General features: G+C 47.7%; 20 protein-coding genes and 1 other annotated feature. Of the genes, 3 read left to right on the top strand and 17 right to left on the bottom strand.

Annotated elements, in window-relative coordinates:
• Positions 1 to 67: 67 nt before the first annotated feature.
• The 8 genes from AC3WRW_RS13245 to AC3WRW_RS13280 all read right to left on the bottom strand — a co-directional run bounded on the left by AC3WRW_RS13245 (position 68) and on the right by AC3WRW_RS13280 (position 9,997).
• On the bottom strand, positions 68 to 856 hold the full coding sequence (locus tag AC3WRW_RS13245) for a carbohydrate ABC transporter permease (protein ID WP_492546865.1): 789 nt from the start codon (positions 854 to 856) through the stop codon (positions 68 to 70).
• Positions 857 to 916: 60 nt separating this feature from the next.
• On the bottom strand, positions 917 to 1,855 hold the full coding sequence (locus tag AC3WRW_RS13250) for a carbohydrate ABC transporter permease (RefSeq protein WP_492546782.1): 939 nt from the start codon (positions 1,853 to 1,855) through the stop codon (positions 917 to 919).
• Positions 1,856 to 1,861: 6 nt separating this feature from the next.
• Positions 1,862 to 3,109: an MFS transporter gene (locus AC3WRW_RS13255; protein WP_492546783.1), complete on the bottom strand. Its 1,248-nt coding sequence runs from the start codon at positions 3,107 to 3,109 to the stop codon at positions 1,862 to 1,864.
• A gap of 127 nt (positions 3,110 to 3,236) precedes the next feature.
• The gene (locus AC3WRW_RS13260; protein WP_492546784.1) at positions 3,237 to 3,779 is read right to left on the bottom strand and encodes a hemerythrin domain-containing protein; all 543 of its coding nucleotides are present in this window, start codon (positions 3,777 to 3,779) and stop codon (positions 3,237 to 3,239) included.
• Between the two features lie 18 nt (positions 3,780 to 3,797).
• Complete coding sequence (gene pflA, locus AC3WRW_RS13265) at positions 3,798 to 4,520, bottom strand: pyruvate formate-lyase-activating protein (protein WP_492546785.1); 723 nt, start codon at positions 4,518 to 4,520, stop codon at positions 3,798 to 3,800.
• A gap of 21 nt (positions 4,521 to 4,541) precedes the next feature.
• Positions 4,542 to 6,800, bottom strand: coding sequence for a formate C-acetyltransferase (gene pflB / locus AC3WRW_RS13270; protein ID WP_492546786.1), 2,259 nt, complete (start codon positions 6,798 to 6,800; stop codon positions 4,542 to 4,544).
• Positions 6,801 to 6,825: 25 nt separating this feature from the next.
• On the bottom strand, positions 6,826 to 9,432 hold the full coding sequence (gene adhE, locus AC3WRW_RS13275) for a bifunctional acetaldehyde-CoA/alcohol dehydrogenase (RefSeq protein WP_492546787.1): 2,607 nt from the start codon (positions 9,430 to 9,432) through the stop codon (positions 6,826 to 6,828).
• A 40-nt stretch (positions 9,433 to 9,472) separates the two neighbouring features.
• Positions 9,473 to 9,997, bottom strand: a complete 525-nt coding sequence (locus AC3WRW_RS13280; protein WP_492546788.1) for a DoxX family protein — start codon at positions 9,995 to 9,997, stop codon at positions 9,473 to 9,475.
• A gap of 142 nt (positions 9,998 to 10,139) precedes the next feature.
• Here AC3WRW_RS13280 and AC3WRW_RS13285 point away from each other — a divergent pair, with 142 nt between their 5' ends.
• Positions 10,140 to 10,427: a hypothetical protein gene (locus AC3WRW_RS13285; protein ID WP_492546789.1), complete on the top strand. Its 288-nt coding sequence runs from the start codon at positions 10,140 to 10,142 to the stop codon at positions 10,425 to 10,427.
• Positions 10,428 to 10,826: 399 nt separating this feature from the next.
• Here AC3WRW_RS13285 and AC3WRW_RS13290 read toward each other — a convergent pair whose 3' ends face one another.
• Entirely contained in the window at positions 10,827 to 11,258 is a 432-nt protein-coding gene (locus AC3WRW_RS13290; protein ID WP_492546790.1) for a GNAT family N-acetyltransferase, read from the bottom strand.
• A gap of 34 nt (positions 11,259 to 11,292) precedes the next feature.
• Entirely contained in the window at positions 11,293 to 11,955 is a 663-nt protein-coding gene (locus AC3WRW_RS13295) for an HAD family hydrolase (protein ID WP_492546791.1), read from the bottom strand.
• A 142-nt stretch (positions 11,956 to 12,097) separates the two neighbouring features.
• Between AC3WRW_RS13295 and AC3WRW_RS13300 the strand changes: the two genes are divergently transcribed.
• The gene (locus AC3WRW_RS13300) at positions 12,098 to 13,213 is read left to right on the top strand and encodes an MHYT domain-containing protein (RefSeq protein ID WP_492546792.1); all 1,116 of its coding nucleotides are present in this window, start codon (positions 12,098 to 12,100) and stop codon (positions 13,211 to 13,213) included.
• Positions 13,214 to 13,342: 129 nt separating this feature from the next.
• Here the strand turns inward: AC3WRW_RS13300 and AC3WRW_RS13305 are convergent, their stop codons facing one another.
• Positions 13,343 to 14,671, bottom strand: a complete 1,329-nt coding sequence (locus AC3WRW_RS13305; RefSeq protein WP_492546793.1) for an MFS transporter — start codon at positions 14,669 to 14,671, stop codon at positions 13,343 to 13,345.
• A gap of 200 nt (positions 14,672 to 14,871) precedes the next feature.
• Between AC3WRW_RS13305 and AC3WRW_RS13310 the strand changes: the two genes are divergently transcribed.
• Positions 14,872 to 15,636: a sulfite exporter TauE/SafE family protein gene (locus AC3WRW_RS13310; RefSeq protein WP_492546794.1), complete on the top strand. Its 765-nt coding sequence runs from the start codon at positions 14,872 to 14,874 to the stop codon at positions 15,634 to 15,636.
• 104 nt (positions 15,637 to 15,740) lie between these two features.
• Here the strand turns inward: AC3WRW_RS13310 and AC3WRW_RS13315 are convergent, their stop codons facing one another.
• The 6 genes from AC3WRW_RS13315 to AC3WRW_RS13340 all read right to left on the bottom strand — a co-directional run bounded on the left by AC3WRW_RS13315 (position 15,741) and on the right by AC3WRW_RS13340 (position 23,146).
• The gene (locus tag AC3WRW_RS13315) at positions 15,741 to 16,373 is read right to left on the bottom strand and encodes a hypothetical protein (protein WP_492546795.1); all 633 of its coding nucleotides are present in this window, start codon (positions 16,371 to 16,373) and stop codon (positions 15,741 to 15,743) included.
• Between the two features lie 90 nt (positions 16,374 to 16,463).
• The gene (locus AC3WRW_RS13320) at positions 16,464 to 16,613 is read right to left on the bottom strand and encodes a hypothetical protein (RefSeq protein ID WP_167053455.1); all 150 of its coding nucleotides are present in this window, start codon (positions 16,611 to 16,613) and stop codon (positions 16,464 to 16,466) included.
• A 56-nt stretch (positions 16,614 to 16,669) separates the two neighbouring features.
• A complete protein-coding gene (locus AC3WRW_RS13325) occupies positions 16,670 to 16,831 on the bottom strand; it encodes a hypothetical protein (protein WP_492546796.1) in 162 nt (53 codons plus the stop codon).
• A gap of 118 nt (positions 16,832 to 16,949) precedes the next feature.
• On the bottom strand, positions 16,950 to 18,836 hold the full coding sequence (locus tag AC3WRW_RS13330) for an arginine--tRNA ligase (protein WP_492546797.1): 1,887 nt from the start codon (positions 18,834 to 18,836) through the stop codon (positions 16,950 to 16,952).
• Between the two features lie 54 nt (positions 18,837 to 18,890).
• Positions 18,891 to 19,111 (bottom strand) — a binding site (T-box leader).
• Positions 19,112 to 19,159: 48 nt separating this feature from the next.
• Positions 19,160 to 20,026, bottom strand: coding sequence for an EamA family transporter (locus AC3WRW_RS13335; RefSeq protein ID WP_492546798.1), 867 nt, complete (start codon positions 20,024 to 20,026; stop codon positions 19,160 to 19,162).
• A gap of 93 nt (positions 20,027 to 20,119) precedes the next feature.
• A complete protein-coding gene (locus AC3WRW_RS13340) occupies positions 20,120 to 23,146 on the bottom strand; it encodes an efflux RND transporter permease subunit (protein WP_492546799.1) in 3,027 nt (1,008 codons plus the stop codon).
• Positions 23,147 to 23,212 lie beyond the last annotated feature (66 nt).

The raw sequence follows: 23,212 nt of genomic DNA on the forward strand, positions 1-23,212 counted from the left end.
AAGAGAATTGACTTTTTTACAGACTATTTTGACTTTATAACGTCAGCTCGCCCTGTCTTTATGCCAATTACCCTTTCACGCCTCCCATCGAGATGCCTTCAATAACGCTCTTTTGCCCGATCAAGAAAACGATGAGCAACGGGAAGATCGCGGAAACGGCAGCGGCCATAATGAGGGAATAGAACTCGCCATTAATGCTTGAAAATTTCTGCATAGCCAACTGGATCGTATACAACTTATCTGTTCTTAAGAAAATTAACGGATTCTGATAATCGTTCCATGTCCAAATGAATCGCAGGATGGCATAGGTGGCTATAGCCGGACGCACCAGGGGAATCGCAATGCTTAAATAAATTTTGAAATGTCCTGCGCCTTCCATTTTGGCCGATTCTATGTATTCGTTATGGATACCGATAAAAAACTGTCTCAGCATAAACGTACCGAGTACACTAAAGCTGTTAAGAATAATCAACCCCATATGGGTATCAAAAAAACCGGCGGAGCGGTATAAAATGAACTGCGGAATAAGAATGGCCTGTCCCGGAATCATATAGGTGGCAAGTACGATCAGAAACAGCCACTTGCCGGCTGGAAATTGAACTTTGGAGAAGCCATAGGCTGCCAAGCTGGAAACCGTACAGGAGATCAGCGTCGTTAGTACACTAATTTTAATGGAATTCCAATAGTACGTATAGAAGGGATAATGGCCAAACCATACCTCCTTGTAATTTCCCCAAGCATTCCAATGCACAGGAATCCATTCAATGGGGAAGTTGAAGACATCCGCTTCAATCTTGAACGATGCCGAAATCATCCAGAAGAAGGGCATTAGAAAAAGCAAGCTGAACAGAAACATGATGCCGGTAAGCGTTACTTTACGCAAATTGATTGCAGATTGCACAAGGCTTCCTCCTTCCTAATAATTGACCCATTTCTTTTGACCGAACCATTGCAGGATCGTAATAAGCAGAACGCAGAAAAACAACACGGATGCCATCGAGGAGGCATAGCCTATTTTCAAATTAACAAAAGCCATTTCATACATGTCCCACACCATCATCGAGGTCGCTCTCATCGGACCGCCTCTTGTGAGGACAGCAATCAAATCGAAGACTTTAAAGGTTGCAATGATACCGGATACGAGTAGAAAGAAAGAGGTAGGCGACAGGAGCGGCAGTGTAATTCGCTGAAATTTCACCCAGCCGTTGGCGCCGTCAATGTCAGCCGCTTCATACAGATCCTTGGGAATGTCCTGTAACCCGGCAATATATATGATCATATTAAAGCCGATTGATATCCATACGGATACCATCATCAGCGAAGGCAGCGCGTAGGACGGATCAGCAATCCATTTTGGCGGATTATTAATCCCAATAGAGACCAGAAATTGATTGACAGGACCTGTAGCTGGATTGAACAGCACCATCCACACCGTCGCAACAGCAACCACACTGGAAATATAGGGCATGAAAAAAGCGACCTTAAAAAAACTTTTGAAATAGATATGCTTTTCGATCAGAATCGCGAGCAGCAGCGCAATCCCCATATAAATCGGGACCGTCAGTAAAAACATGGCATTATTTTTCATCGACTTCAAAAACGAGACATCGCCCATCAGGGTTTGAAAATTACTTAAGCCAACCCATTTGAAGCCGCTAAGCCCCATGATAAAATTCCAATCCGAGAACGCGATCAGGAACGTAGCTAAAATTGGAATGAGCGTTAGAAACGTAACACCCAGGATCATCGGACTAACGAACAATAAACCTGCTAAGGATTCTTTGCGCTGCAACGATCCTAACCGCTGCTTGGAAACCGGTCTATCAATGGAAACTACCGAGGAATTTTGGTTCATCGACATTCACCTCTCTAATGAAATTTGTTGTGCAGACCAATCGCGAATCTTCTTATCGGATGGAAGCAGGAAGCCCATGCCGCCCAATAACGGCATAAACGAGCAGGCTGTAATGACCAGGGTCAAGCTCGTAGCATCAATCATTCCCCCCAAAGCTACGGCGCCTATCGCTCCCATGCCGAAAGAGAGACCTGTAATCAAGCCCGAAACGGTTCCCACCTTGCCAGGAACCAACTCCTGCACGTAGACGACCGTGACCGAAAAACTGCTATGGTTGAGAACACCAATGATAAATAACAGCGGATAGGTCCACAGCGCATTGGCATGCGGGAGCAGCATTGCGAATGGTGCCGAGCCCAGCAAAGAAAGCAAAATCACATTTTTCCGACCGATTCGGTCTGACAACGGGCCTCCTACAAATGTTCCGAGAATACCTGCGCCCAAATAAATGAATATATAGAGCTGCGCTGTAGGGACGGATATTTGAAAATGCTCCATCAAGTAAAATACGAAGTAGGTCGAGATGCTGGATCCAAACCAAGACCTGGCAAAAGCAATGAAAATAATCAAAATGATGGCATAGCGGATCGCCTTCTTGTGCATTTCATCCACCGGCTTGGCGTTCGCGCCGCTTTTCTTCACAGGAATGAGCGATAGATGCGCTCTATACCAGCGCGCAACCCGCAGCTGAATGGCTATGCCTATAGCTGCCAGCAGCGTGAACCAGATGGCTCCGAATTGTCCATACGGAAAAAAGATCAGTGCCGTCATCAACGGCGCGAGCGCGTTGCCCGTGTTTCCTCCAACTTGGAAAATGGATTGCGCCAAGCCCCTGCGCTGCCCGGCAGCCAAGTAGGAAATCCGCGACCCCTCCGGATGGAACATCGCCGAAGCCACGCCTACGCAGGCAACGGCGGCGAGCACCATCGCATACCCCGGGGCAAAAGCCAGCCCCAGCATGCCCAGAAGCGCGATCGCCATGCCCAAGGGCAGTAAATTCGGCGTAGGTCGCGCATCCGCATACATGCCGACAAAAGGCTGCATCACCGAAGACGAAAAATACAAGATGAACGTAATCATTCCTATTTGCGTAAAGGATAGATGCAGCGAATCCCTCAAGATCGGATATGAAGCCGGAATGACGGCTTGCAGCGCATCATTGATCAAATGAGCCAAACCTATCGCAAATAAGACGGGATAAATCGTGGGTTTCATCCTAAGTTGAACCTCCCTCTCTTTCTTTATAGCTTTCATTATAGGGGAAGGGGCTGCGGCAACTTTGCCACTATTTTGATTTTCTTTTGTAGAATTATGACTTTTGTCGCTCGGGATAAAAGAAAAAAACCGTCAGTTCACCCTGACGGCTCTTTATAAATCTATATCAACAGAAAAAGGATTCCAAATCCGTCATCACTTGCTCCGTTATTGGAAAAACAACCTGTTCCTCTATCGTAAAGTGGTCGTTTAATATCAAGCACGCTTGAACAAGATGAGCTGTGATCTCTGCTAATTGCTTCTTTGATACAAGAGGTGATACCTTGCTGGCAGCTTCTTGGAAAGATTCGATAAACGACAGCCCAAGTTGATGGTCTTTTTCCAATACCCAGAAAGAAGGCAGGATCGAAGGCGCCGAGTGCCGATCGAAATACGTCAGCAAAAACGGAAACAATTCCCGCTCCTCCCAATGGGAGTGCCGTTCCAGCATTTCTACGAATTGCTGAGTCTGATCTCTGAGTTGTTGAACAAGCTGTTTGCTCTTCAGCACATTATCCGATACAATCACTTCCTTGGCGCCCGTTTCGAGCTCCCTTAGCTTTTCTCTCAGTTCCTCATGCTCTGTCCTTAATCGATCGGTAGCATAAGCAAGCTCGTCTGGGTTTGAAGAAGCAATCCCTGAAGTATAGCCAGTCCCATGTATTTCCATATAGCGTCCCTCCCCATATCATCGTTTCCTCCCCTGCTCAATCAGATCTCTCGCCCGGGCAACCTCGCGATCAGTCGGTACAGGGCAATGTTCGAGCGGATACTCTTTCCCCATTTGCTGCCACTTATGAACGCCCATCCTGTGATAGGGCAGCAATTCCAATTTATTTACGTTTCGCATAGAGCCGATAAACTTGCCTAGCTCAAGCAAATCTTTGGCATCGTCCGTCCAACCCGGTACAAGCACATGGCGAATCCAGACAGGTTTGCCCATCTCGCTCAAGTATCGACCAAAGCGCTTCATGAGATCATTAGGCTGCGCCGTCAGCGCGATGTGCGTCTCTGGATTGATCTGTTTCAGATCAAGCAGCACTAGATCCGTGACGTTCAGAAGCTCCTGCGCATGACTCGGCTCACAAAACCCGTTGGTATCCAAGGCGGTATGCAGGCCCCAGCGCTTGCGGCATTCGGCAAACAAACGGGCCAGGAAGGGGGCCTGCAAAGTCGGCTCCCCGCCTGTTGCCGTAATGCCGCCTCCCGAGCGCCGGTAGTATTCGACGTAGGGTTCGATCTCCCGGAGAATCTCCTCGATCTCCATCTGCCTGCCCGCATGCATTTCCCATGAATCCGGGTTATGGCAGTACTTGCACTGCAGCGCACAGCCCTGCATGAAAAGCACAAAACGGATGCCCGGACCGTCAACGGTGCCGAAGGTGTCGAAGGAATGTATGCGTCCTTTCACCGGTGTGCCTCCTCTCTATCCTTACATGGTACCGTGGAAAGTACGATGTATTACGTCAAGCTGCTGTTCCTTGGTCAGCTTAATGAAATTGACGGCATAACCGGAGACACGAATCGTCAACTGCGGATACAGCTCCGGGTGCTCCATGGCATCAAGCAGCTTCGTCCTATCAAACACATTAATATTCAAATGATGACCTCCGTTAGCCATATAGCCGTCCAGCATGGCAACCAGATTCGAGATGCGCGTTTTCTCTTCCCGGCCAAGCGCCTTGGGCACGATGGAAAACGTGTTGGAGATGCCATCGAGGCAATGCTCATAAGGCAGCTTGGCTACGGAGGCGAGTGAAGCTAAAGCTCCCTTCCGGTCGCGTCCATGCATCGGGTTGGCGCCTGGGGCAAAAGGCTCTCCGGCTTTGCGGCCATCCGGCGTGCTTCCTGTCTTTTTGCCATAGACGACATTCGAGGTGATAGTCAGAACGGACATCGTTGGCACCGCACCGCGATAGGTGGTATGCTTCCTAATCTTATTCATGAACGTTTCCGTCAACTGCACGGCAATCACATCTACTCGCTCATCATTATTGCCATACTGCGGGTACTCGCCTTCAATGTCAAAGTCCACGGCAATGCCTTGTTCATTGCGGATCGGGCGTACGTGCGCATACTTAATCGCGCTGAGGGAGTCGGCTACTACCGATAAACCGGCAATGCCTGTAGCCATGGTGCGTACAATTTCACAATCGTGCAGAGCCATCTCCAAGCGCTCATAGCAGTATTTGTCATGCATATAGTGAATAACATTCAGAGTGTTTACGTACAGCTTCGCCAGCCACTCCATAATCGTATCGAAGTTCTCCATGACTTGCTCGTAGTTCAACACGTCTGTGGTCATAGGATCAATTCGAGGACCTACCTGAATCCCAAGCTTCTCATCTACTCCGCCGTTAATGGCATACAGCAATGCTTTGGCTAAATTGGCGCGAGCGCCGAAGAACTGCATCTGCTTGCCGATGCGCATAGCGGAGACACAGCAAGCAATGCCGTAGTCATCTCCGTAATAAGGACGCATGAGGTCATCATTTTCGTATTGAATCGAGCTCGTCTCGGCAGATACTTTAGCGCAGTACGCCTTGAAGCCATCCGGCAGCTGCGTGGACCAGAGCACGGTTAGATTCGGTTCAGGCGCCGGCCCCAGATTGTATAAGGTATGAAGAAAGCGGAAGGAGTTTTTGGTCACTCGCGCTCGGCCGTCCAGTCCCATGCCGCCAATGGATTCGGTCACCCACGTCGGATCCCCGCTGAATAATTCGTTATAATCAGGTGTTCGTAGAAACTTCACAATCCGCAGCTTCATTACAAAATGGTCAACGAGTTCCTGCGCCTCATCTTCCGTCAGCGTCCCCTCGTTCAGATCCCGCTCGATATAAATATCAAGGAAGCTGGATACCCGTCCAAGGCTCATCGCTGCACCGTTCTGCTCTTTAATCGCTGCCAAATAGGCAAAATACAGCCATTGCACGGCTTCCTTGGCATTCGCTGCCGGCTTCGCAATATCGAAACCGTACGTTTGGGCCATCTGCTTTAATTCGCCCAAACTGCGGATCTGCTCGGAGAGCTCCTCGCGCAGCCGGATCACATCCTCCGTGATGGCGTCAACTTCCATGAGCAGAAGATCTTTCTTCTTTTCTGCGATTAACCGGTCTACGCCGTACAGCGCAACCCGCCGGTAATCGCCGATGATCCGGCCGCGTCCGTAAGCATCCGGCAGCCCGGTAATAATGGCGGCCTTGCGCGCTGTTTTCATCTCAGTGGTGTAAGCATCGAACACACCTTGATTATGCGTTTTACGAATATCTGTAAAAACATGGACCATTTCTTCCGGCAGCTTGAATCCGTAGGCCTCGCAAGCATCGATCACCATGCGGATACCGCCGAAAGGCTGCACAGCGCGCTTCAGAGGAGCGTCGGTTTGCAGACCGACGATTTTCTCCTCATACTTGTCGATATAACCGGGCGCATGGGAGGTAATCGTGGATACCGTGCGGACATCAACATCCAATACGCCCCCGTTCTCCCGCTCTTGCCGGGTCAGCGCGCTGACTGCCTGCCACAGCTTGTTCGTTGCTTCCGTAGGACCGGACAGGAAGGTGTGATCACCTGAATAAACCGTCATATTGGTATCGATAAAGTCTTTCACATCAATCGCCGTTTGCCATTTTCCCTGTACAAATCCATGCCAATGACGGCCTGCCGCCAACTCTTCTGCTCTGATTGCCATACTCGTGCCTCCTTCGAAATCGCCATTAAAACTTGCCGTAAAAAGCGTTGCGATAAACGTCAGCCAACTCTGTCACCAGCGGCATCCGCGGATTGGCTGTCGTACATTGGTCTTCAAATGCCCGGTCCGCCAAATAATGCACCTTCGACTCGAATTGTTCCGCCTGGAATCCCAAATCCTGAAATTTCTCAGGAATGCCAAGCGTTCTGTTCAGCTTACGGATCGCTTCGATCAGGCTGTTCACGCCTTCTTCCGTTGTTTGGGCCGGCAGTCCCAGCATACGGGCAATTTCGGCATAGCGCTGATCCGCGATGAAATGATCATATTTCGGAAATGAAGTGAACTTGGTCGGTTTTTGCGCATTATAGCGAATGACATGCGGCATCAAAATCGCATTGGTACGGCCATGCGCGGTATGATATTCGCCGCCCCATTTATGCGCCAAGCTGTGATTAATACCGAGGAAAGCATTCGCAAAGGCCATGCCTGCGATCGTTGAAGCGTTATGCATTTTCTCCCGGGCAATCGGATCTCCCGTCGCAAACGACTTCTCCAAGTTTTGGAACACGAGCTGAATAGCTTTCATGGCCAACCCGTCGGAATAGTCGTTCGCCATAACCGACACATAGGCTTCAATGGCATGGGTCAAGACATCCATTCCTGTGTCGGCTACTGCCGTTTTAGGCAAGCTGTACACATAGTCAGGATCGATGATGGCAACGTCCGGCGTAAGCTCATAATCAGCCAGCGGATACTTCGTATTGCCTTTTTCCTTGTCGGTAATCACGGCGAAAGACGTCACTTCCGAGCCTGTGCCCGAAGTCGTCGGAATCGCGACGAATTTGGCTTTGCGCCCCAGACGCGGATATTTGTAGACCCGTTTGCGAATATCCATGAACTTTTGCTTCAAGGCGTCAAAGCTCGTATCCGGATATTCATAGAACAACCACATCGCCTTAGCCGCATCCATCGGCGATCCGCCGCCCAACGCAATAATGCAGTCCGGCTGGAAGCCGGCCATTTGGGCCCGCCCGCGTTCCACGGTTTCGACGGATGGATCTGGTTCCACATCCGAGAACACTTCGATGTAAACAGGCAGCTGCCTTTTGCGAAGATAGTATTCCACCCGCTCTACGTACCCAAGCTTCACCATCATAGGATCGGTGACAATCATAACCCGCGAGATGTCAGGCATTTTTTCCAAATACTGCGTAGCGCCTTTTTCAAAATAGATCTTTGGCGGTATCTTGAACCACTGCATATTGACCGTGCGGTAGGCTACCCGCTTCACGTTGATGAGATTGACAGCGCTCACGTTGGAAGTTGTAGAGTTATGTCCATAGGAACCGCAGCCAAGCGTCAAAGAAGGCAAGTTTGTATTATAAATGTCTCCAATGGCGCCATGTGTGGATGGCGAGTTGACGATGACGCGCCCCGTTTGCAGGTTGCTGGAGAAAGCCTGAATCACCTCTTCGTTCTGGGAATGAATGACCGAGGAATGGCCCATTCCGCCAAATTTGACCACTTCTACCGCACGGGCAATGCCTTGCTCCGCATTCTTTACTTTGTAACAAGCGAGCACAGGACTTAATTTCTCAGCGGATAATGGGAAAGCCTCTCCGACTCCGGCTAGCTCCGCCACCAGTATCCTCGTAGCCGCAGGCACCTTAATGCCGGCCATCTCAGCAATTTTCACGGCAGGTTGACCTACAATGACGGCGTTGACCGCACACTTCTCATCATTAATGACTAATTTGGAAACAGCTTCGGTTTCTTCTTTATTCAAAAAGTAACAGCCCTGATCCGCCATTAACTTTCTTGTTTCCACGTACACGGCTTCCTCGATGATAACAGCCTGCTCAGAAGCGCAAATCATACCATTGTCAAACGTTTTGGATAAAATCAAATCGTTCACAGCCTGCTGCAAATTCGCTGTCCTCTCAATGAAGCAAGGGACATTGCCCGGTCCGACACCCAAAGCCGGCTTCCCTGTGCTGTAGGCTGCCTTCACCATCGAAGACCCTCCGGTTGCCAGCACAAGCGCTACATCCGGGTGATTCATCAGCTCCTGCGTTGCTTCCACTGAGGGATGCTTCACCCATTGAATACAATGCTCGGGAGCTCCTGCTTTCAACGCCGCTTCCAGTAAAGACGCTGCCGCTGCCGTACTTGATTGCTGGGCGGACGGGTGGAACGCGAAGATGATCGGGTTGCGGGTTTTGGCCGCAATCAAGGACTTGAACATCGTCGTTGAAGTCGGATTGGTAACCGGTGTCACCCCGGCAATGATGCCGACGGGCTCCGCTACCACGCGGTAGTTCTCATACGTGTTTTCTTCGATTACACCCACCGTTTTGATGTTTTTGATGCTATGGTAAATGTACTCTGTCGCAAATAAATTTTTGGTGATTTTGTCTTCATACACACCACGGCCGGTTTCCTCCACAGCAAATTTGGCAAGAACCATGTGCCTGTCAATGCCCGCAAGTGCCATTTGCTGAATGATATGGTCGACCTGCGCTTGATCCAACTCCAGAAATTGCTGCTGCGCTTCCTTCGCTCTAGCCACCAGTTGGTTAACTTCGTCCTGCGCTGAAATTCGTTCGTTCGTTTTCGCTTCCTTGGTTGTCATGATTCCTTCACTCCTTTATTTGCTGATGAAATATGAGTACTTATCTTAATTTTGTTTTTAGATGGAATCGTTCCAAGACCTTATCGAACCATTTGTGCAGGTAGGGGAGAATCAAGTGGTCCACACCAAATTTCCCTGCGTTTGCGCCAGCAGCTATGATGAAGAAGCCTAGAAGTACTAACCAAGGATTCGTGCTAACCGTACCTGCGAACATATACATGAAATTCATCAATAAGCCAAAGAACACGGCTGCTGTAGTCAGCGCCCCAATCAGTAAGCCGATTCCCACCAAGAGCTCTCCCCAAGGAACTAAAACATTAAACCAACCGATATGGGGCAGTGCGAAGTTTTTCAAAAAGGCCACATAATTCGCATACACCAAATCATTCGTTCCACTTTCAAGAACAGGTTTGGCAATGGCCCCTTTCAAATATCCTGTGGCGTCAAAAGCTTTGTCGCCTGTAATTTTGTGCCATCCAGCGACTGCCCATTCCCACCCTACATATAATCGAATCACCGTCAACAAGATTGCCGCGTAATTATTTCCTCTTAACCAATTCATCATGTGAACCATCTCCTTCGTATCTGATGACTTTATTATAGATCGGAGAAAAACAGCTGTATGTGAAATAAATCACAGCCCACACGTTTCTTCTTGTTTACAATAAATGCTATATCCATTAAAGAAAAAAAGGAGATGATTCCTAGTGAAAAAAGAAATTACCGTTCATTTTAAAGTCATCCATCATGACCGAAGCTCCCTGTTAAGAGGGATTCTTTTCTTAGAGGAAAATCAACAGCCAACCATAGCCGATTACGAACAATGTCTTAGGGATTGCGGCCATAACGTCATGCTAGAGGATAAAGAGCACATCATTTTTCGAGCTTCTACGCCGGATGAAGCCTATATCATTCACATTTTAGAGGAAGAGAAAGCGACGATTCGGGATGTCATTGTTGAAAGATTAGTTAGTAATCTGATTCATTTAAATTAGATTTAAAATAAGAAGAACCCAGCCTGCGGCTAGGTCCTTGTCTTCATCTCATATCCATTCGCTTTCTCTTCCCCCGATTCGGTTGAAGGAGTCCAATGTCACCCTTCGGACACAGCGGCCGTTATTTTCGCGAAAAACGTCGTGTCTCTCTGTTGACGGACATCAGAGTCCTTATTTGCCAATTTCGGGGAAGAATCAGTCCCCAGGTGAGCAAGTAACAGCGCTGGTGTCCATTAAATGTTCGAAGAGATTCATTTCCTTCGAATAAGTGCCTCTCAGTCCGCTGGCGAGGACAAAAAACTGCAAAAAGCAGTTCATATTGAAATTCCGATCAACTAGGAGTAAGCTTCGCTTCCCCAAAACAAAGAAGGCTGCCTCAACAGGCAGCCTCCTTTCATGCTATTCCTCTTCTGGGTCCACCTCATAGGTGCATAGAAACCTCTCGACGCCTGGATATTTATCGCCAAGACTGCGAATCACGAAGCCGATGCTCCGGTAAAATTGTACCGCTTCCTCATCTGTCTCTGCCACGATTCTCACGGGGTGCATCTCTTCAATCATTTCGAGGATAATGCCCCGCCCGAATCCAGCCCCTCTGCTGTGAGGTTCGACCGCCAGATGTTGAATCGTCATTTCCTGTTCGGCATCGATGCGAAAACCGATAATTCCGACGAGAATTCCTTCTGATTCATATCCATAGAGCCACATGTTCGAATCGTTCTCGTAAAGCTTAATCGTCTCTTCCAATACATCGGGATCGGGAAAAACGCTGTAGCTGAGCAGTTCTTGAATAGCAGCCTCCTGAAGGCTGGATTTAACATCAATTAACACTTGCCGTCACTTCTTTCTCTTGATCTTCTGTAATCTATACATAATCTAACAGACTTAACAGGTTGTCAATGTGGGCTGCGGGCGTAACTCCCCTTTCCGCCAACGCAGAAGCCTCTATTTTATAACTTATGAATGGAATCGCCGCTCCCATCGATGCTTGGCCATCCAACCATGAATCTCCGACGGAAATCCAGTTCTGCGCTTCAATATCGGGAAAATGCTTCAAAACAGCCAAATGCCCTGCGGGTGAAGGCTTCATCGCCTCCATCTGCTCTCTGCCTATGATCAAATCGAACCGCTCCTTGGTGCCGGTCGTCTCCAGCGCTCGAACTGCAGCCGCATAGGAGTTGTTGGTCACTACTACTAAAGTATAAGCTTCATGCAGCTTTTCTAAAAGTTCTTTCGCTCCTGACTCCAGACCCGCTCCTTCCATTCCTCGCAGTTCATGTCCTTGTGCAAGCTGTAAGGCGGCGGCAATGATTGCCTCGGATGCTCCCTTCTCTTTCACATGAGCAAGGATTGTCGATGTTGTGTGATCCCCAACCGGGAAATCACGCGGCAGAAGCTCCTCATCGCTCAGAAATCGGGCAATCTCCTCCTTCATCGCTTGGAAATCGATATGGGATTGAAGAAGCGTATTATCCATATCAAAAATAATGCCTTTAACCGAACTTTCTTTGTTCTTCAGCGCTTCCACCTCACTATATCAAGATTTAGTGTATTTCGACATTATTCGATGCAAACTATCATGAACCGCTATATACACAGAATTGCCTGACAACTATAATAAAAACGATTGAAGACCGACACCATGTATCTAATCAAGAGAGGAAATGGACATGCATCTTGCAGATACTCATTACTATCGTTTATACCTCATCCTCCTGGCTTTCGCCATTGTTTTGTTAGCTTCATATACGAGTCTGAATTTATTGAGAAGGGTTGCCGCTGCTAACGCCCGGCATCAAAAACTTTGGATCGCATGCAGTGCAATCACCCTTGGCGTAGGCATCTGGTCGATGCATTTTATTGCGATGCTGGCCTGCCCTTTGCCTGCGGAGATCACTTACGATATTTCTACCGTCTTTACCTCCATGGCCGTCGCGGTCATTGGTTCGCTCATCGGTTTTTTTGTAACGTACTTCGTCAAATTCCACACACCTAAATTTCTGCTCGGCGGAACGTTCATGGGACTTACAATTTCCGGGATGCATTACATCGGAGTTGGCGCTCTTAATCAAGTTGAGATTCGGTATTTGCCCATTCCTTTCATACTTTCAATCCTGATTGCGATATTGGCCTCCATCATAACCTTATACCTGTCAGCTAGTTCTCGTCAAAGTTTGGTCACCAGCTGCCTCGTCATCTCAGTATCCTTTATAGGAATGCACGATATGGGGATGCTTGCTGCTGAAATGACATTCCCATATCTTGACACGCTTGCAATTCCTCAAAGCGCACACATAGACGTTTTTGTATTGGCCATCCTGGTCGCTTTCGGTACACTCATCTTTTTATCAATCAGCATGATTTGTTCTCTCAAAATCGATCAGCAGCTCGCTGAACAATCCGCTCTGAAAGCATCGCTGCTTGATACGAGTGTCGACTGTATGATGATGTTCAACAGCCGGGGGTGGATCATTGAATGTAATCCGGCTGCGGCGGCAGCGTTTGGTTATACCCGCAAACAAGCTTTATCCCTGACGATGTTCGATTTTCTGTTTCCTTTTGATCAAAACGGCGAGGCTGCCGCATCCCTGTTTCAGCAATTGAAACGTCAAGATGCAGCCTTGATCGGCAAACGGATCGAAATGACGGCCTATCGCTCAGACCGCTCCGAATTTCCTGCGGAAATTACGATAACCGGGTTTCAATTCGGCGGAAAGCAAGTGTTTGCGGTGATCATCAGAAATCTGTCCGAACATAGCAGGATAACAACAGCCACTGCTTCCTAATTGCAACAGTCACTGCCAATAATCAGAAAAAAGGAGTTACGCGGCTTGCATCGTACAAGCGGCATAACTCCTTTGCTTTTTTACAGCCTTTTACAGCTCCCTTATAGGACAGCCTCTTCTTTCTTTCCTCTATGCCGTCTGTTTAGACGTGGATTGGATCGCAAACGGGATAAACATCGCCACTATACTCATGATGAGGCCGAAAACGAACATCCCGTGAAAACCGCTGTAAAAAACGACCGCTTTCGTTAAAATCGCCCCCATAATCGTCACGGAAACCGCAGTTCCAATATTTCGCGCGAACAGTTGAAGGGAAGTGGAGATCCCTTTCTGATGCGCCTCAACGAGCTGCTGCGAGCCTATGGTTGTTACCGTGAAGATTAGTCCGAAGGCAAGCCCCAGCATCGTCATCGTTGCAAAAGAGTACCAGAAGGATGTGTTCTCACCCATCAAATAAAGCATAACAGCCGTTATCACGTGCAAAACGTTCCCCACAATGAGCAGCGGTTTATAACCGTACTGCAGCACCCATTTCCCGCAAGGGACCGCAACAACCATCCAGCCGATAGACGTTCCCAACAGCGCTATGCCACTGATAAATAACGAATATCCCTGGTTTTGCAAATAGAGCGGTATAAAACTCGAAGTGCCAAACAAAGCCGCGCAGGAGAGGAACGAGATGGCAATCATGATAGCAACAGGCCGGTTCCGAAGTAAATTCAAAGGTACGATCGGAGCACTGTGCCTTTTTTCATATAGGATAAAGGCAACTATGAATAATCCTCCTAATCCCCCGTATATGTAATTGTAATGCTCGACCGTTGTCGTGAGCAGCAGTAAAGAAATTCCTAGGGCGAACAAAACGGCGCCGCCGTAATCCACCACAGATTTCTTTGGTTGATACACTTCCTTGTATGGCTTCAATGCCAATAGAGAGACCAAGCAGATTGGAATATTCACAAAGAAAATCCATCGCCAACTCAAGTAAGTCACGAAAAATGTACCTAATAGCGGAGCTAAAACCGCTGACAGTCCCCACATCGCGGTGAAGAAAGCTTGTACTTTCCCGCGCTGCTCAACCGGATAAATATCCCCTGCGATAATCGCAGGAAAGGGCATCATCACGCCTGCGCCAATCCCCTGAATCGCTCTGAACAAGATGAGCTGCAGCATACTCTGGGACAGACCGCAGAGCACAGAACCGCCAAGGAACAACAAAATGCCTGCCGCATAAATTCTTTTCCGCCCGAACAAATCGGATAACCTGCCCGCTAACGGAGCGAGCACAGTAGAAAGCACCATATACGAAGTGAATGCCCATGCAAACAGATCGCTGCCGCCTATCTCTTTCACGATAATCGGCATTGTCGTATTGGCTATGGTTGCATCCATCGATGCCACTAGCATTGCCAAGACTATGCTGATCATGACCGTTGTTCGATTACTTCGATTACTCATGTTTGCGTACCTCCTAAGCCATCTTCATAGTCACATCCATATATTGTAACTGATTCCCTTACTAATGAATAGTTTATTTAGAGATTTGCCATCCGCGCTTCGATCCTATGTATCAAAAAATTTTTCTTTACATATAGCTTTACCTTATAATAAAATTAATCCAATTGAATTAGTCGGTAATTGATTGGGGACATGACAACATGACTTTAAGTGTTTTATTAATGGGTGTAATCGTTGGTTTCTTAGTCGGATTGACAGGTGTTGGCGGAGCTTCGCTGCTCACCCCCATCTTAATCCTCATCGGTATTCATCCTTCCATTGCCGTCGGAACAGATCTGCTTTACAATTCGATCACGAAGCTCTTTGGCACCATTCAGCATTGGCGGCAGAAAACGATTGATTTTAAACTTGTCAAAATGTTAGCTATGGGCAGTATTCCGGGTGTCATTGTTGCAGTTATTTTTCTGAAACTTTTCAATTCGTTTTACAATAATCAAGAGGTCATAATTAAGCACGCGCTAGGCTATGTCTTGATTCTTGTCGCTTTCGCCACGTTGTTCAAAGTTTTCTTCGGCCACAAGATCAAAGAAAACCGCTGGCAGCTCAAAAGCCTGGAGGAGAAAAAAGGTCTCATCATTACCGTGGGCGCAGTCCTTGGCTTCGTGGTAGGTCTGACCTCCATCGGTTCCGGCTCCTTGTATGCCATTGCGATGCTCTATTTCTTCCGCATGGCGCCTGCCCAGCTTGTCGGAACAGATATTGCTCACGCCTTCTTCTTGGCAACGACAGCAGGCATCCTGCATGCAAGCATGGGGAATGTCAATTACACGCTTGTGATCAATTTGCTCTTGGGCTCAATTCCCGGAGTTCTGCTCGGCAGCATGCTCGCAACGAAAGCTCCCACCAACGTCCTGCGAACGATCATTGCAAGCTTGGTTTTAATTAGCGGCCTTAAATTAATATGAAGACATCCCGGGAAATAAGGGAGGATGTCTCCAATAAAAAGAGCTATCGCGCAAGCCATAAATTGGCTGTAGGATAGCTCTTTTTTGTAGAAAGCAAGGTTTGTTTAGGATTCGCCTAACTTATTTTCTTCGTACAAACGGTACATCGCTTGAATCAGAGGCTCCGCTGGATCACGATTCAATAAATATAACGTCATTAAATATTGCAGCGGCAGCGCACAAGTATTGTTGCCTTCTTGTACGGCAACGAAGCCGGCTTCCAGAACCGGTCCATGTTCTTCATGAAGCTCCAGATCGACGTAGATCTTTTGGTCCGGGAACTCTTCACGCACGGCTGACGCACAGTAAGGGACAATATGTTTATCCAGCAGCTCTTTCGCCTCGTCTTCGGATTGCGGCGGATTAGGCAGCGGATGATTTTCCGGGCTTCTCAGCAAGTCCACAAAGAAGGAAGACAGCCAGAGTCCCGCATTGGGATTCGTTTGGAAATTTCGCATAATTTCATTCAAGAAAAATCCACAAGAAGTGAACTTCTCTTCTGATTTAAGTGTAAAAGCAAACATCGGACCATAGGTCGGGTTATTTCCAATTTGTCCCTCGACTTCATATTCCGGAAATTGCGATTTCATAACTTCGTTAATGTGCTGAAACCAACTCATAATGATTTGGGCCTGCTCTTGTTCGAGGTTTGCAGCATTATTTTCTTCAGTTTGTGTATCGATCTCTTTTTCTGTCATTGTAATGAAAGCCTCCTGAATCATTCATATTGGCACGAATACCCCTATTGTACCGCATTTGATCAAGTTCAGAAAGCTATTGTTGTATTTTTAAGGACGAATGCGGACGACACCGACTTCCGAAGCGTTTACCGAGATGGAGTTGCCGCCTTGACCGATGGTCGCGCTTGCGGATTGTCTCACTCTCACTTTCGTTTTTCCATTGCTGTAGCTGGACTTTTTGTTTGATTTGCGCTGCATCTATCACCACCCCCTCTCCATGAACAGGTCGTGCTCATCCTTTCAATGGGAAGGAGTCAGCGTTTTTTAGCCTTTTTGTAGATTTGAATATTTAAAGCGTTGCTGGCCAGCACATTGCCCATCTTTGCCGATGCCCGGGCCGTTTGATAAATGTGAATGACGATCACATTCTTTTTACCGATGCGATACCGGTATGTTTTCACCTTTGATCGCAGCACAGCGAGTCCCCCTTGTCCGTAGTCAATAACAACGCATCTATTGCTTTAACATATGCAAGATATTATGCGGTTGTATCAGCTAGTACATAAGGGGGAACACATTAACAACATGAACGGCTTATAGTCGTTTAGGCGTCGGCATGCCAAGCAATTCAAGCGCTTGATGGAGGGTAATCTTCACCGTTTGTGTGATCCAAAGGCGATGGGCCACGCGTTCATCTTTTCCTTTTAAGACCGGGCAAGCGCTATAGAAATGATTGAACAGCGATGCCAATTCAAATGCATAGTTGCAAATCAAGCTAGGCGTCAATTGCGATGTTGCATTCTCCAATGTCTCGGGCCAGTAAGCGAGATGTCTGAGCAAATGGTACTCCTGAACTTCCAGCAGACTGCCTGTGAACTTGGCTTCCAATGTTTGCACACGAGCATCTTTCTTCGCTTTATCCAAAATGCTGTTCGCTCTTGTATATGCATAGAGCAAATATACCCCTGTATTTCCCGTCACTTCCGTTGCTTGCTCTAAATCGAAAATCACTTCCGTCTGCAGTTGATATTTCAGCAAATAGTACCGGATCGCAGCCGCGGCGATGGCTCTGCTGGATATTCCCGCTTTCCTTGAGCGCTTGGCTGCAATGACGCTTTCCATGCGATCAAGCAAATCTGCGACCTTAATCCCGACGCCTTGACGGCCTGACATCGCATAGGAGCTTTTGCCTTCGGAGGTATCCAGGCCCAGACCTGCCGCCGTGCCGGGACTCAAGGAAACAACGCCATAGCTCACATGCTTAAGCTGGCTCGCTTGCTGATCGTACCCGAGAACCTCCAGCGCCAGTTTCACCATCTCTTGGGGATACTGCTGGCGATAATCAATCACATTAATGACCATATCGGCGTGCCCGATCGCTTTCTTCGTGCCTTGGGCAGCCGTAGACCACAGTCGGTCCTCCCATTTTTTATAAACGAAATCATTTTGCAGCAAACCGAATTTCCACAAATGATAGGCGATATCCTTCGCCGTGTAGGTCAGGATGCCATTAGAGCGAACGAGCACTTTATCCCCTTGATATTCCTGATTGTCTGCGGCGGCTTCCCCCGCTTCATCCAGATTTTTCAGCACCCAGCAGCCTGCTAATTTCCCCTCTGTCACCTTATGGAACATCTCTGTTTTGCTTAACAGTTCAAAGGTTGTATCCCAAAATCCCGCTCGCACAATGCTGCTTTCCCATACCAGCACATCATAGGAGATGCCGAACTGTTTCATTTCGTCCAACTGCTCGTTTACGATTCGCTCCGCCACCAAAGCGCCGATCCACGCAAGATTCGAAGTCCCGCTCTCAATCGCATGAAGAACCACTGAACGCTGTTCGGCAAGCTCCGGCTGCGCTTTATAGGCTTGATTCACCTTCGCGTAAGTTTCCCAGCAAAAATCTCCAAATCGCGGAAAACTCCCCTCTGTTTGCGTATGAAGCATACCTACTACCGTATCTGCCAATTGATTCCCAAGGTCGTCAATATAATTATGAACCTCCACCTCGTATCCGGCATGCGACAGCATGCGAGCCAGCGAATCCCCGATACAAGAATTTCTCAAGTGGCCAACATGCGCCGCTTTATTGGGATTAATGGAGGTGTGCTCCACCAGCACTTTAGTTCCCTTGCCGGGATTCGCGCGTTCACCAGATGTAGAATAAGCACCCGAAGCCCATGCTTCCCAATCGATATAAAAATTCAAAAAGCCCGGCGCTACGGCAGCCACTTTGCTGAAAAGTCCCTGTACGCGCCCATTCTGCTCGATGCGGCTTTGCAGCTCCCCGGCGATCTGCAAAGGGGATTTTCGCCATATTTTGGCAAGCTGCATCGCGATATTCGTGCTGTAATCCCCGTGCTCCGGATGCGCCGGATGCTCGGTTACAATTTTTAAATGAACCGGACGCTCGATCCCGGACTCTTGAAACATGGCCTCGACATGCTTCTCGATTTCTGCGGTTAAAAGCTGATGAATCATCATATTTTCCTCCCTAATGACTTAAATAGCATGCAAAAAAGCCCCCGTCTCTAAATAAGAGACGAGAGCTGTTCATTCCCGCGGTACCACTCTAAGTGTTAAATCAGCAGATTTAACCCCTCCAACGATAACGGCGTATGCCGGATCTCCCTACACCTCGGTTCGGAAGACCATTTCCCAGGTCCGCTTCGCTCCCGACATTCGTACCGGTTCCCACCAATCCCGGCTCGCTGCGACTGTCCGTCAAGAACTACTTTCCTGTTCATCAATGTTACCTATCAAGTTATGAATTGACTGAATATTACTGCAATATGACTCTATTGTCAAGAGGCAACCAGTTTCATCATCAGAATGCCGATGAACGCCAAAGCCAGTCCAGATTGCTCCATCCTCGAAAATTTATCCTTCAAAACAAACCGCGTGTACAGAAGTACAATCAACACGTTCAGTGCCACAACTGCAGAAACTAAGCCTGCTTTGCCATGATCAAAACCATGAAGAATGAAAATCATGCCGACCACATTCGTAATCCCGACGATCATGCCAAACAGAAAAGTCCGGCGTTCCGTCCAATTTCCTTTGGCAGCCTGTTGATTTTCCCCCTGCTTCTGATCTTTCAACCACCATAGGCCGAAACAGACGGTTCCTGTAGCGAACATGCAGAACAACGTCGGAAATAACGGAGCTGAAACTAACGTCGTCCATTTACCGGTCAAATCGTTTCCCGCAAATAGAATCATAGCCAGCGCTCCCCACCCCGCGCCTTGCAAGTTTTTCAGCGTAATATCATTGGAATAGCGAACGACGAGAATCCCGATAACAATAATGAAAAAGGCCAAGAACTGCATCGTATTTAATCGTTCATCCCAAACCAAAAACGCGACGAACACCACAACGACAGACGGCAAACCGGTGAGAATGGCGACCAGCGACGCTTTGCCTACGGCAAAGCCTTTGAACATGCTGGCATTGGCCCCGAAGGAAAACAGTCCCATTTGACAGCCGATCAGGGCAGTCACACTCCAAGCTTGATGGAGCACTATCGCGCAGATGCCGCTAATCAACGCCCCCATGAAAAATGTGCCGCATAGCAGCACATTTCGATTTAGCGATTGCTGGCTGGTCCAGTGATACAGAATGCCCCGCAGCCCGAAACTGAAAGCCGCAAGTACGGAATACATGAGCCACATTCGTACAGCTACCCCTTTCTTTCGCATGCAAAGATCGGGTTATTTTACCACATTAATGACTATTGGACAACACTTGGTTGCAGCAAAAGCCGCTCAAACATTCCTTCTTTTAATGGAATAAATCCATTCATACATAATAGGAACAACGACAAGTGTGAGCAGTGTCGAAGTGCTTAATCCCCCAATAACAACAACGGCTAAGCCCTTCGAAACGATCATCCCCTTAGATAGACCTAGAGCGAGTGGCATCAAAGCCATAATGGTCGCCCCTGCGGTCATAATGATAGGTCTCAGGCGTGTCATTCCCGCTTCAATCAACGATTGACGCAGCGGCTGCCCCTGTAGAACAAGCTGTTGGACCCTGTCGATGAGAACAATGGCATTGGTCACGACGATACCGATTAGCATAAGAAACCCGATTAAGGAAGTGACGTTGAGTGATTCTCCGGTGACGAAGAGGCTAAGTAATCCTCCAATAGCAGCGAGCGGCAAGCAGAACAGAATCGCGAATGGTGCTCTCGCATTCCCAAATGCAAGTACCATGACAAGATATACGATAAAAATCGACGCCCCCATGGCCATGAACATTTCCATGAAGCTTTTATTAATATCACCCGACACTCCCTTCACTTCGCGGCTTACGCCTAAGGGCAGCTCAATATTGGCAAGCTCTGCCGATATTTTTTTACTAATTCCGCCTTTATCGGCACTGTCGATTTGAGCTGTCACTGTAAGTACTTGCGACTGCATCTCCCGATGAATAGAGGCCGGAGCGTCGATTTGCTTAATTTTGGCGATCTCATTGATTTGTACAAGCTTACCGTTGACTGACTTAAGCATGAAGGTGCCTAGCTTATCCATCGAATCTTTGTATTTGTTATCGAGCATTACCTTCGTCTCATAAGTGATATGATTAAATGTGAGATCACCCAACTTATCGTCTTTTATCCAACTGTTCACGTTCTCCAGGACTTGGGCTGCAGTGAAGCCGTACAACATTGCCTTGGCTTCATCAACGGTAATCTCAACTTCTGTCTTTGTTTCACTTAGGCTGTTCTTAATCTCAGTAAGCTCCGGGAACTCTCTCAGCTTATTTTCAATCTGCTGAGCTGCCTGCTGCAAATACAGCTGATCATCTCCTGTTAATAAGTAGGAAAAATCTACCCCGCTTCCCGTGCCAGGTCCAAAAGTGAATACTTTACCGTTCACCTTGGCATCTTTGGGAAGAAGCTCTGCAATTTTTTCCTTATATTGTTTAAAAGCCAGTTTAGTGTCTACATGCCTACTAGATTCCGTGTAAATATCCGCCCAATCAGCCCCCACAATCGATTCGTTGTAGCTAAAAATGGATTGACCTGAGGCATTCTTGGCATCTTTCAGCAATGTTTCAATTTCTTTGGATTGAGCATTCATCATTTCGAGCGATGTGCCGCGAGGCATTTGAATCGTAAAAACCATTTGTCTTTCCGACGCGCTGGCGGGCATAAACGACGTTGCCAGATGCGGCACAGTAAGTACAATGGATAGAACTAACAAAATCCCTGCAAACAGCAACGTCTTTATACGGTTAGTTAAGGACCACTCTAACATTTGTTTGTAACGAAGCATGAACACATTCACTTGTTTTTCATTCCGACAAAGGATTTTGTTTTCTTTAAGTACCAGCAGCTTCGCCAGCATTGGAATGACCGTTAGGGCAACTAGCAAGGAAGACAGAAGCGCACAAATCAAGGTCAACGCAAATGGACGGAACACTTCGCCGACAATGCCACTCACGAATCCAATCGGTGCGAAAACACCAACCGTTGTAAGCGTTGACGAAGTAATCGCCGAGGCAACTTGCTGCGTAGCAAGCATAATAACCGATTCGCTGCGTTCCTGCGCTTTTTGCATCTGACTGTAAATATTTTCAATAACAACGATGCTGTCATCAACGACCCGACCAATGGCAATCGCCATCCCCCCGAGCGTCATAATGTTCAATGAAATGCCAAGAGGGTTCATAAATAGCAGCGTAATCAGAATTGAAAGCGGGATTGAAACCAGTACGATGAAGGTCATTCTCACATTCCGCAAAAAGATCAAGATCATTAGCGAAGCTAGCAGCGCACCTAGCCCTCCTTCTTGTACCATGCCGTGAATAGATTCCTTCACAGACGTTGCACCATTTAGTACAAGATGAAACTTCACTCCCTTCACAGACTTTTGCCAGGATGCTATTTGTTTATCCACTTCTGCAGCGAATTCTACAGTATTCGCATCCTTCGTCTTGTAAAGCAACACAGTGATCGCCGGTTTGCCATCTAGTCTGGCCGTGTAGGCCGATTCGCTGATCGCTTCCACTTTTGCGATTTGCTTAAGCAGAAGCGTGTCGCCTTCAAGCGTTCTTATTATCATATTGTCCAGGCTGTAAATAGAATCCAACTGTCCTTTTACCCTGAGCATCTGATGATTGCCATTAAAATCAACCGTGCCGGCCGGACTGGACACAAGTCCTCCTTGAATGAAGCCGGATATTTCTCGCGGCGTAAGACCGTACCGGTTCATTGCAGCGCCATCCAGCTTAATTGTAAGCACCGCTTCCCGATTGCCAAATGAATCTACATGGTCAACACCTTTAATCCCTTCGAGTCCGGGTAAAATAATATCTTTAAAAGCCTGATCCAGCCCCGTTTGATTCGTTCCCTCTTCAGCATAAAGCGCCAAATGATAGATAGGCTCGGAAGCGAAGCCCGCCGTTAATACCTTTGGCTTTTCAGAGCCCTGCGGGAGTCGCAAATTCGCGATCATGCTTTCCACATCTTTTTTAACATCCTCAGGTTTCTTGCCTTGCTCAAGTTGGATAACAATTTGCGAGTAATTATCCTGCGAACTGGAGCTTATATTCTTGAGCCCTTGCATTCCTGCTACCGCTTTCTCTAACGGTTTGGTGACCAACTCCATGACATCCTTCGGCGGAGCCGTATAATCAGTCGAAATAATAACAATCGGATAGGAAATATCCGGCATACTCTCTACATTCAAATTCGTCGCAGCGTAGCAACCCCCAGCAATCAACAGCCATATCACGATACAGACAGCTGTAACATTCTTCAGCGAAAACTCCGTAAGCTTCGTCAATTTTTCTACTTCTCCCCTCAATAGATGGCTAAAAAGGATGGCTAAAAAAATGCATGACAAATGAGC

This window comes from Paenibacillus sp. FW126-R14, assembly GCF_058789495.1.

What these genes read in the sequence shown, in the direction of transcription:
- AC3WRW_RS13245 (WP_492546865.1), bottom strand. Translation starts at nt 856, where the DNA reads ATGTTTCTGTTCAGCTTGCTTTTTCTAATGCCCTTCTTCTGGATGATT.
- AC3WRW_RS13250 (WP_492546782.1), bottom strand. Translation starts at nt 1,855, where the DNA reads ATGAACCAAAATTCCTCGGTAGTTTCCATTGATAGACCGGTTTCCAAG.
- AC3WRW_RS13255 (WP_492546783.1), bottom strand. Translation starts at nt 3,109, where the DNA reads ATGAAAGCTATAAAGAAAGAGAGGGAGGTTCAACTTAGGATGAAACCC.
- AC3WRW_RS13260 (WP_492546784.1), bottom strand. Translation starts at nt 3,779, where the DNA reads ATGGAAATACATGGGACTGGCTATACTTCAGGGATTGCTTCTTCAAAC.
- pflB (WP_492546786.1), bottom strand. Translation starts at nt 6,800, where the DNA reads ATGGCAATCAGAGCAGAAGAGTTGGCGGCAGGCCGTCATTGGCATGGA.
- adhE (WP_492546787.1), bottom strand. Translation starts at nt 9,432, where the DNA reads ATGACAACCAAGGAAGCGAAAACGAACGAACGAATTTCAGCGCAGGAC.
- AC3WRW_RS13280 (WP_492546788.1), bottom strand. Translation starts at nt 9,997, where the DNA reads ATGATGAATTGGTTAAGAGGAAATAATTACGCGGCAATCTTGTTGACG.
- AC3WRW_RS13300 (WP_492546792.1), top strand. Translation starts at nt 12,098, where the DNA reads ATGCATCTTGCAGATACTCATTACTATCGTTTATACCTCATCCTCCTG.
- AC3WRW_RS13305 (WP_492546793.1), bottom strand. Translation starts at nt 14,671, where the DNA reads ATGAGTAATCGAAGTAATCGAACAACGGTCATGATCAGCATAGTCTTG.
- AC3WRW_RS13310 (WP_492546794.1), top strand. Translation starts at nt 14,872, where the DNA reads ATGACTTTAAGTGTTTTATTAATGGGTGTAATCGTTGGTTTCTTAGTC.
- AC3WRW_RS13315 (WP_492546795.1), bottom strand. Translation starts at nt 16,373, where the DNA reads ATGACAGAAAAAGAGATCGATACACAAACTGAAGAAAATAATGCTGCA.
- AC3WRW_RS13320 (WP_167053455.1), bottom strand. Translation starts at nt 16,613, where the DNA reads ATGCAGCGCAAATCAAACAAAAAGTCCAGCTACAGCAATGGAAAAACG.
- AC3WRW_RS13330 (WP_492546797.1), bottom strand. Translation starts at nt 18,836, where the DNA reads ATGATTCATCAGCTTTTAACCGCAGAAATCGAGAAGCATGTCGAGGCC.
- AC3WRW_RS13335 (WP_492546798.1), bottom strand. Translation starts at nt 20,026, where the DNA reads ATGTGGCTCATGTATTCCGTACTTGCGGCTTTCAGTTTCGGGCTGCGG.